General features: G+C 72.0%; 5 protein-coding genes. 3 read left to right on the top strand and 2 right to left on the bottom strand.

The window, feature by feature from the left end:
• Window positions 1-132 precede the first annotated feature (132 nt).
• The gene (gene amrB / locus OP18_RS48660; RefSeq protein ID WP_033367282.1) at window positions 133-927 is read right to left on the bottom strand and encodes an AmmeMemoRadiSam system protein B; all 795 of its coding nucleotides are present in this window, start codon (window positions 925-927) and stop codon (window positions 133-135) included.
• On the bottom strand, window positions 924-1,988 hold the full coding sequence (gene amrS / locus OP18_RS48665) for an AmmeMemoRadiSam system radical SAM enzyme (protein ID WP_033367283.1): 1,065 nt from the start codon (window positions 1,986-1,988) through the stop codon (window positions 924-926). The genes amrB and amrS overlap by 4 nt, the downstream gene beginning before the upstream one ends.
• A gap of 65 nt (window positions 1,989-2,053) precedes the next feature.
• Here amrS and OP18_RS48670 point away from each other — a divergent pair, with 65 nt between their 5' ends.
• From OP18_RS48670 to OP18_RS48680, 3 genes are read left to right on the top strand one after another with little or no spacing between them, the layout of a single operon-like run.
• Window positions 2,054-3,415, top strand: coding sequence for a 3' terminal RNA ribose 2'-O-methyltransferase Hen1 (locus tag OP18_RS48670; RefSeq protein ID WP_033367284.1), 1,362 nt, complete (start codon window positions 2,054-2,056; stop codon window positions 3,413-3,415).
• Entirely contained in the window at window positions 3,412-5,925 is a 2,514-nt protein-coding gene (locus OP18_RS48675) for a polynucleotide kinase-phosphatase (protein WP_033367285.1), read from the top strand. Before OP18_RS48670 ends, OP18_RS48675 begins: the two co-directional genes overlap by 4 nt.
• 25 nt (window positions 5,926-5,950) lie before the next feature.
• Entirely contained in the window at window positions 5,951-6,697 is a 747-nt protein-coding gene (locus OP18_RS48680; RefSeq protein ID WP_052388499.1) for a DedA family protein, read from the top strand.
• Window positions 6,698-7,904 lie beyond the last annotated feature (1,207 nt).

Below are 7,904 nucleotides of genomic sequence, written 5' to 3' on the forward strand. Positions count from 1 at the left end.
GTCTCCAGTTCCGGCGCCGTCCGCAGGCGCCCTCACCGCCACAGACGTGAGCGATGTCCACGACCGTGGTCGCCCGTTCGTGCCGCAAATTCTGGACATTCCGCGTGCAACGGATGAAGCCGCCGGCAACGTCTATGCAGAAAGGCGGAACGCCGCATAGCCGACGACCCTGTCCCTCGGCCCGCCCGTGTCGGCGGAGGTGGCGAGGGCGAGCCGCTCGACCCGCGGCGCCCGGCGCCGCGCCCAGGTGAGCAGCCCGCGCAACGGGTGCCGGCCGCAGGCGTCGCCGGTGCCGATCCGCTCCGGAGCGAGGTCCTCGACGGCGGCCGCGGTCGCGGCGTCCTGCCGGCGGGCCTCCTCATCGGTCAGGAAGTGCGACAGGTCCGTGCTGCACAGCACGATCGTGCCCGGTGCCGCGACCGCGTCGAGCAGCGCCGCCACGGCCGCCGGATCGCCCGGCCCGACCAGGACGGGCAGCATCGCGCGCACCTGGACCCGCAGCAGCAGCGGCACCTGCACCTCGATGGAGTGCTCGGGCGCGTGCGGGCGGTCGTCGGCGACGGCGAGCCCACGCTCCGTGAGCCGGCGGGCGCCCTCCAGGTCGATCGCGATCGGCCCGAGCGGGCTCGCCCAGGCCTCGACGGTCGGCACGGCGGCGCCCCGCAGCGCCACGTGGTGGGCCGGGCCGAGGACCACGGCCCGCTCGAACGGCTCGGCGCGGTCGCGCAGCTCGCGGTAGACGTGCGCGGCGGTGGGGCCGGACCAGCGGTAGCCGGCGTGCGGCACGACGTAGGCGGCGGCCGGCGGGGCGGAGGCCGGCGGGGCGGCGTCGAGCAGTCCGTCGATCATGGCGGTGAGCTGGGCCGGGTCGGCCGGATAGAACGTGCCCGCGACCGCCTCCGGTCGCGTCGTCGACGGGCGCGTCACGAGACGACCACCGGCAGCCGCCGCCGGCCCCAGCCGCCGGGCGGGCCGTCGAACACGCCGGGCAGCCGGTGCCCGCAGCGCGTGCAGCGGCCGTCGTCGGTCAGCTCGTAGGCGCCCAGGTCGTACCAGTCGCGGACGATGACCGGCGCGTCGCACCCGGGGCACCGCGTGGTCTGGCCGTCGGGGTCGTGCACGTTGCCGGTGTAGACGAACCGGAGGCCGGCGTCCAGGGCGATCCGGCGGGCCCGGCGCAGCGTCTCCGGCGGGGTGCGCGGGATGTCGCGCATCTTGAAGTCGGGGTGGAACGCGGAGAAGTGCAGCGGGACGTCGGTGCCGAGGTGCTCCAGCAGCCAGTCGCACTGGCGGCGCAGCTCGTCGTCGCCGTCGTTGTGGCCCGGGATGAGCAGCGTGGTGATCTCCAGCCACACGTCGGTGCCGCGCAGGTACTCCAGCGTCGACAGCACCGCGTCGAGGCGGGCGAACGTGATCTTCTCGTAGAACTTGTCGCTGAACGCCTTGAGGTCGATGTTGGCGGCGTCGATGTGCCGGTAGAACTCCTCGCGCGGCGCCGGGTTCATGTACCCGGCCGACACCGCGACCGTCTTGATCCCGGCGGCGCGGCAGGCGTCCGCGACGTCCATCGCGTACTCCATGAAGATCACCGGGTCGTTGTAGGTGAACGCGATGGACCGGCAGCCGAGCCGCAAGGCCGCCGCGGCGAGCTGCTCGGGGCCGGCCGCCGCGGCGAGCGTGTCGATCTCCCGGCTCTTCGAGATGTCCCAGTTCTGGCAGAAGCGGCAGCCGAGGTTGCAGCCGGCGGTGCCGAACGACAGCACCGGCGAGCCGGGCAGGAAGTGGTTGAGCGGCTTCTTCTCGATCGGGTCGACGCAGAACCCGGAGGACCGGCCGTAGGTGGTGAGCACGATCTGGTCGCCCTCACGCTGCCGGACGAAGCAGAAGCCGCGCTGCCCCTCGTGCAGCCGGCATGCCCTCGGGCAGACGTCACACTGCACCCGGCCGTCAGCCAACCGGTGCCAGTGCACGGTCGGCACCGTCGCCATACTCCCGACTGTACGCCGGGCAAAACCGGCTGACCCACCGATAATCCGGACGCGACGATGAACGGGTGCTGCTGACGATCACCACCACCCATCACCCGGCGACCGACCTCGGCTACCTGCTGGTGAAGCATCCCGACAGGTTGCAGTCGTTCGAGGTCAGCGGCGGCACTGCGCACGTCTTCTACCCGGAGGCGACGCCGCAGCGGTGCACCGCGGCGCTGCTGCTGGACGTGGATCCGGGTGCGGCGCGCCCCGCGAAGCAGCCCGACACGTTCACGCTGCGCCAGCACGTCAACGACCGGCCCTACGCCGCGTCGAGCCTGCTGTCGGCGGCGCTGGGGCGGGTGCTGCGCACGGCGCTGCGCGGCGAGTCCCGCGACCGGCCCGAGCTGGCGGCCGCGCCGATCCCCCTCGAGCTGCGGATCCCGGCGCTGCGCTGCAAGGGCGACGCCGAGACGTTCTTCGGGCCGCTCGGCTGGACCGTCGAGGCGGCGCCGATCCCGCTGGACCCGACGCGGCCGGAGTGGGGCGCCAGCCGGTACGTCGACCTGACCCTGCGCGGCACGCTGCGGCTCGCCGACGCGCTCAACCACGTGTACGTGCTGCTGCCGGTCCTCGACGACGCCAAGCACTACTGGGTGTCCACCGACGAGGTGGAGAAGCTGCTGCGGGCCGGGACCGGGTGGCTGGCGGAGCACCCGGCGAAGGCGGTCATCGCCCGGCGGTACCTGGCACACCGCACGGCACTGACGAACGAGGCCCTGTCCCGGCTGTCCGATGTGGACACCGACGCCGACTCGGTCGACCAGCCGGCCGCGGCCCGGCCGGAGTCGCTCGCCGCCCTGCGCCGCGCCACGGTCGTGCGGCAGCTGGCCGAGGCCGGCGCGCAGCGGGTGCTCGACCTCGGCTGCGGCCCCGGCGCGCTGCTCGGCGAGCTGATCCGGGACCGGCGCTTCACCGAGATCGTCGGCGCCGACGTCTCCACCGTGTCGCTGGACATGGCCGCCCGCCGGCTGCGGCTGGACCGGCTCCCCGACCGGCAGAAGGAACGCATCCGGCTGCTGCAGACCGCGCTGACCTACCGCGACGACCGGCTGTGCGGCTACGACGCGGCCGTCCTCATGGAGGTCGTCGAGCACGTCGACCCGCCGCGGCTGCCGGCGCTGGCGGCCAACGTGTTCGGCCACGCGGCGCCGAAGACGGTGCTGGTGACCACGCCGAACGCCGAGTACAACGTCCGGTACCCGGGCCTGGGCCACGGCGGGATGCGCCATCACGACCACCGGTTCGAGTGGGACCGGGCGCAGTTCGGCGCGTGGTGCGACGAGGTCGCCGCGCGCTACGGCTACACCGTGACCCGGCACGGCATCGGCGAAGAGGACCCGGAAGTCGGCGCATCGACCCAGATGGCGGTGTTCAAGCAGTGACCACGGTAACCATTCCCGACCTGTGCCTGGTGGCGCTCGTCGGCATCTCCGGCTCCGGCAAGTCGACCTTCGCCCGGCGGCAGTTCGCGCCGACGCAGGTGCTGTCCTCCGACGCGTTCCGCGCCCTGGTCGCCGACGACGAGAACGACCAGTCGGCGTCGGCGGAGGCGTTCGACGCGCTGCACTACATCGCCGGCAAGCGGCTGCGGGCCGGCCGGCTCACCGTCGTCGACGCGACCAACGTGCAGGCGCACGCGCGCAAGGCCCTGGTCGAGCTGGCCCGGGCGCACGACGTGCTGCCCGTCGCGATCGTCCTGGACGTGCCGGAGAGCGAGTGCTGGGAGCGCACGCAGCTGCGCCCCGACCGCGACTTCGGCCGGCCGGTCCTGTCCCGGCAGCACCGCGACATGCGCCGCTCGCTCAGGTCGCTCGGCCGGGAGGGCTTCCGCCAGGTGCACGTCCTGCACGGCGCGGCCGAGGTCGACGCGGCGGTCGTGGCGTACCAGAAGCTCTACAACGACAAGAAGGAGCTGACCGGCCCGTTCGACATCATCGGCGACGTGCACGGCTGCCGTGGGGAGCTGGAGCTGCTGCTGGACCGGCTCGGCTACACGCTCGACCGGGACCCGCACGGCCGGCCCGTCGACGCGCGCCACCCCGACGGCCGCACCGCGGTGTTCGTCGGCGACCTGGTCGACCGCGGGCCCGACTCCCCCGGCGTGCTGCGCCTGGTGATGGGCATGGTCGCGGCCGGGCACGCGCTGTGCGTGTCGGGCAACCACGAGGCGAAGCTGCTGCGCAAGCTGCGCGGCGGCACCGTCCGGATCGGCCACGGCCTGCAGGAGACCCTCGACCAGCTCGACGCCGCCGACGCCGAGCTGGTCGACGCGGTGCCGGCGTTCCTGGACGGGCTCATCAGCCACTACGTGCTGGACGGCGGGCGGCTCGTCGTCGCGCACGCCGGGCTCAAGGAGGCCTACCACGGCCGGGCGTCCGGCCGGGTGCGGGCGTTCGCGCTGTACGGCGACACCACCGGCGAGACCGACGAGTACGGCCTGCCGGTCCGCTACCCGTGGGCGCAGGAGTACAAGGGCGCGGCCACGGTCGTCTACGGCCACACCCCGGTGCCCACCGCCGAGTGGGTCAACAACACCATCTGCGTCGACACCGGCTGCGTGTTCGGCGGTTCGCTGACCGCCCTGCGCTACCCGTCCCGGGAGCTGGTCTCGGTGCCGGCTGTCCGGGCGTACTACGAGCCGGTGCGGCCGCTGGTCGTACCGGCGCCGGAAGAACGCGGACTGGATCTCGCCGACGTGACCGGACGGCGCACCCTCGTCACGCCCGCGGGGCGGGTGACGGTGGCGGCCGAGAACGCCGCGGCGGCGCTGGAGGTCATGAGCCGCTTCGCGGTCGACCCCCGCTGGCTGGTGTGGCTGCCGCCGACGATGGCGCCCGCGTCGACGTCGACGGTCGAGGGCTACCTGGAGCACCCGGTCGAGGCGCTCGCCGACTACGCGAAGGCGGGCGTGCCCCGGGTCGTGTGCGAGGAGAAGCACATGGGCTCGCGGGCCGTGCTGGTCGTGTGCCGGTCGGCCGAGGCCGGGCTGCGCCGCTTCGGCATCCCGGCCGGCGGGACCATCTACACACGGACGGGCCGGCCGTTCTTCGGCGCCGGGTCGGCGGTGGAGACGACGCTGCTGGACCGGGTCCGCGCGGCGGTCGGCGCGGCGGGGCTGTGGGAGGAGCTCGGCACCGACTGGCTGCTGCTGGACGCCGAGGTGCTGCCCTGGTCGGCGAAGGCGGAGCCGCTCATCCGCGAGCAGTACGCGAGCGTGGCCGCGGCCGCCGGGGCGGCGCTGCCGGCCGCGCACGCGGCGCTGAGGGAGGCGGCCCGGCGGGGCATCGACGTGTCCGCGCTCGAGTCGCGCTTCGCCGGGCGGGTCTCCTCGATCGCGGCGTTCACCGAGGTGTACCGGCGGTACTGCTGGCCGACCGACGGGCTGGCGGGGCTGCGGCTGGCGCCGTTCCACGTGCTGGCCGGGGAGGGCCACTCGTACCTCCGCCAGGATCACGAATGGCACCTGGCGCTGATGGACCGGCTGGCCGCGGTCTCCCCCACCCTGTTCACCACCACGCGGCGGCTGGTGGTCGACCCGGCGTCCCCGGCCGACGTCGAGGCGGCGACCCGGTGGTGGCTGGACCTCACGGAGGCCGGCGGCGAGGGCATGGTGCTCAAGCCGGCGGTCGACGCGGGCCCACGCGTCCAGCCGGCGCTGAAGTGCCGCGGCCGGGACTACCTGCGCATCATCTACGGCCCCGACTACCTGTCGCGGCTGGACCAGCTGCGCGCCCGCGGGCTGCACCGCAAGCGCGGCCTCGCCCTGCGTGAGCAGGGTCTGGGCCTGGCCGCACTGGACGCGCTGGCCGCCGGCGGCTCCACGCGAGCTGTGCATCAGCTGGTATTCGCCATCCTGGCCTGTGAAAGCGAGCCGGTCGATCCCCGTTTGTAGCCGGGCTCACGTACCCTGGTTCGCCATGGAAGAAAAGACTCGCGCCGTCGGCGAGCTGCTCGCCTTCAACCCGCTCGACGCGAAGGGCCTGCTGAACACGTTCGGTGTGATCGGCGTCTGGATCATCATGTTCGTGGAGACGGGCCTGCTCGTGGGCTTCTTCTTCCCCGGAGACTCCCTGCTCTTCCTGGCCGGCGTCGGAGCGTCATCCGTCGCGCAGGAGCTGCTCGGCACCAAGCTGAGCCTGACCCAGCTGCTCATCGGCGCGCCGCTGTGCGCGATCGCCGGCGCGCAGCTGGGTCACTACCTCGGCGCCCGGTACGGCCGCCGGATGTTCGACCGGCCCAACTCACGCCTGTTCAAGAAGGAGTACGTCGAGAAGGCGGAGTACTACTTCGTGAAGTTCGGCCCGGCGAAGGCCGTGGTGCTCGCCCGGTTCATCCCGATCGTCCGGACCTTCCTCAACCCGGTCGCCGGCACCATCGGCATGCCGGCGCGGCAGTTCTTCATCTGGAACGTGGTCGGCGGCGTCCTCTGGACCGACGGCATCCTGATCGCCGGCTACGCCCTGGCCAAGCAGATCAGCGACCTCATCCCGCCGGAGAAGATCGACACGTACCTGCTGCCGGCGGTACTGCTGATCGTCCTGATCTCGGCGATGCCGATCTTCATCGAGATCTTCCGCGGCTGGCGGGAGCGGCGGCACAACAAGAGCCTGCCTACGGCACCGGTGGACGGCGGCCGCACCGGTGCCCACCGCGCCGCCGACTGACTGCTCCTCCACCAACGGACCTGGGGTCTTCCCCGGGTCCGTTGGTGTTTGTGCGGCTGATCTGGGTTTGACCGTGGTGTCGTTTCGGTGGTCGGGGCGGGATGTACTGGTTGGGTGGCCGCGGCCGGGGTGGTCGTTGGGGGATCGGCTTTGCTGCTGGTCAGGCGGGTCGCGGTCGGACGCCGCCGTCGCGTTGATCGCGGTAAGGGCGTGATCGCGGTCGGCGCGTGATCGCGGTTAGAACGTGATCGCGGTCGGGGCGTGATCGCGGTTAGAACGTGATCGCGGTCGGGGCGTGATCGCGGTAAGGGCGTGATCATGGTCGGGCGTGATCACCCTCCATCGCGTGATCGCTATCGGCCGGCGATCGTGGCCAGCACATGACCGCCATCAGTCCGCAATCACCCCCACCGCCTGATCGCCGCTAACCGCAATCACCGCCACCACCTGATCACCATCGACCCGCGATCATCGGCAGCACGTGATCGCCACCCGCCCACGATCACCGCCACCACGTGATCGCTACTGGCTGGCGATCGTGGCCGGCACATGACCGCCATCAGTCCCCGATCACCACCATCTGATGATCACCGCTCGACCGCAATCACCACCATCGCGCGATCACCATCAGACCGCGATCACCACCACTTGATCATCGCCTGCCCGCGATCACCACCAGCACGTGATCACCACCTACCCGCGATCACTCCCGCTACGTGATCGCTACTGGCTGGCGATCGTGGCCAGCACATGACCGCCATCAGTCCGCGATCACCTACGCTACGTGATCGTCGTTCGACCGCGATCACCACCTCCAAGCGATCACCGTCGCCTCGCGATCACGGCCACCACGTTTTCGCCTGTCCGCCAGACCGCGATCACGGCCACCACGTGATCGCCGCCAGACTGCGATCACCACCTCCACACGATCACCGCCAGACCGCGATCACGGCCACCGCGCGATCACCGCCAGACCGCGATCACCACCTCCACGCAATCACCATCGGCTCGCGATCACCACCTCCACGCGATCACCACCTCCACACGATCACCGTCAGACCGCAATCACGGCCACCGCGCGATCACCGCCAGACCGCGATCACCACCTTGTCCGCGGCCACGGAATACTCCCCACAGGCGGCCATTTAGCGCCCCGCTGGTGGCCACGGTTCTCCCCATAGGCGGCCAGATACCTCCCCGCTGATCA

The sequence above is a fragment of the Dactylosporangium aurantiacum genome, from assembly GCF_000716715.1.
GTDB classification, from domain to species: Bacteria; Actinomycetota; Actinomycetes; order Mycobacteriales; family Micromonosporaceae; genus Dactylosporangium; species Dactylosporangium aurantiacum.